The following is a 1226-nucleotide window of genomic DNA, read 5'->3' as shown; positions in this document are numbered from 1 at the left end:
GTGTTTGATTTTGGGGCGCTTCCGCCGGAGGTTAATTCGGCGCGGATTTATGCCGGTCCGGGGTCGGGGTCGTTGATGACCGCGGCGTCGGCGTGGAATGCGATTGCTGCGGAGTTGCAGTCGGCGGCGTTGAGTTATCAGAACGTGGTGACTCAGCTTGCCAGTGAGGAGTGGGCGGGTACGGCCTCGGCGGCGATGGCGGCCGCGGCGACGCCGTATGCGGAGTGGCTGGCCAGCACGGCGGCTCAGGCTGAGCAGGCCGCGGTGCAGGCCAGCGCGGCGGCGGCGGCCTATGAGGCGGCGTTTTCCGCGGTGGTGCCCCCGCCGGTGATCGCGGCCAACCGGGCCTTGGTGCAGCAGTTGCAGGCCACCAATGTGATCGGGCAGAACACCGGGGCGATCGCGCAGTTGGAGGCCCAGTACGGCGAGTTTTGGGCCCAGGATGCCGGCGCGATGGCCAACTACTCGGCGCAGTCCACCGCGGCGACCAAGGGCATCACGCAGTTTCAGGCCGCGCCCAAGGTCACCAACGACGCGGGCACGACCACCCAGGCCAGCACGCTGGCCAACGCGGCAGCCAACACCACGGCCGGCAACACCGCCAACACCGTACAAAAGGCCGCCACCACCGCGACGACGACGACCACCGCGCCAGTCAAGGCAGCAGCAACCGCCGCGACGACGACGACGAACGATCCGATGAGCGAGTTGTGGTTCCTGTTGACCGGCCAAACCGCCTTCCCGACCAACCTGGGAGCGGCCGTCAACGGTTACAGCCCGTTCGCGAGCTTGTTCTATAACACCGAGGGTCTGCCGTACTTCAGTACCGGTATGGCCAACACCTTCACCCAGATCTCCAAGACGGTGGGGTTGATCGGTGGCGCGGCTCCCGCGGCGGCCAAGGCCCTGCCCGGCCTGGGTGGACTCGGTGGCCTGCTCGGCGGCGGTGCCGGTGCGGTGCACCCGGCGGCGGCCATCGGCGGCGCGGCCTCCCTCGGGGGCAAGCTGTCGGTACCGGTGGCCTGGACCGGCGGCCCGGCCGTGCCGGCCATGGGCCATACCGCCATCCCGGTCAGCGCCATCAGCGCCGCCCCCGAAGGAGCCGGGGGACCGGGCAACCTGCTCGGCGGCATGCCCCTGGCCGGTATGGGCTCTGGCACCCACGCCGGCGCCGGACCCCGATACGGATTCCGGCCCACCGTCATGGCCCGACCCCCCTTCGCCGG

The 1226-nt window shown here is 70.1% G+C and carries 1 protein-coding gene; it reads left to right on the top strand.

Going from position 1 to position 1226, the window contains the following annotated elements; translation table 11 throughout:
• Positions 1-1226, top strand: a 1226-nt coding sequence (locus tag A5709_RS16395; protein ID WP_304442542.1) for a PPE family protein, incomplete at both ends; no start/stop codon positions are given.

Source organism: Mycobacterium sp. E1386 (genome assembly GCF_001672745.1).
Lineage (GTDB): Bacteria > Actinomycetota > Actinomycetes > Mycobacteriales > Mycobacteriaceae > Mycobacterium.
This window is presented reverse-complemented; position numbering and strand designations above follow the sequence as displayed.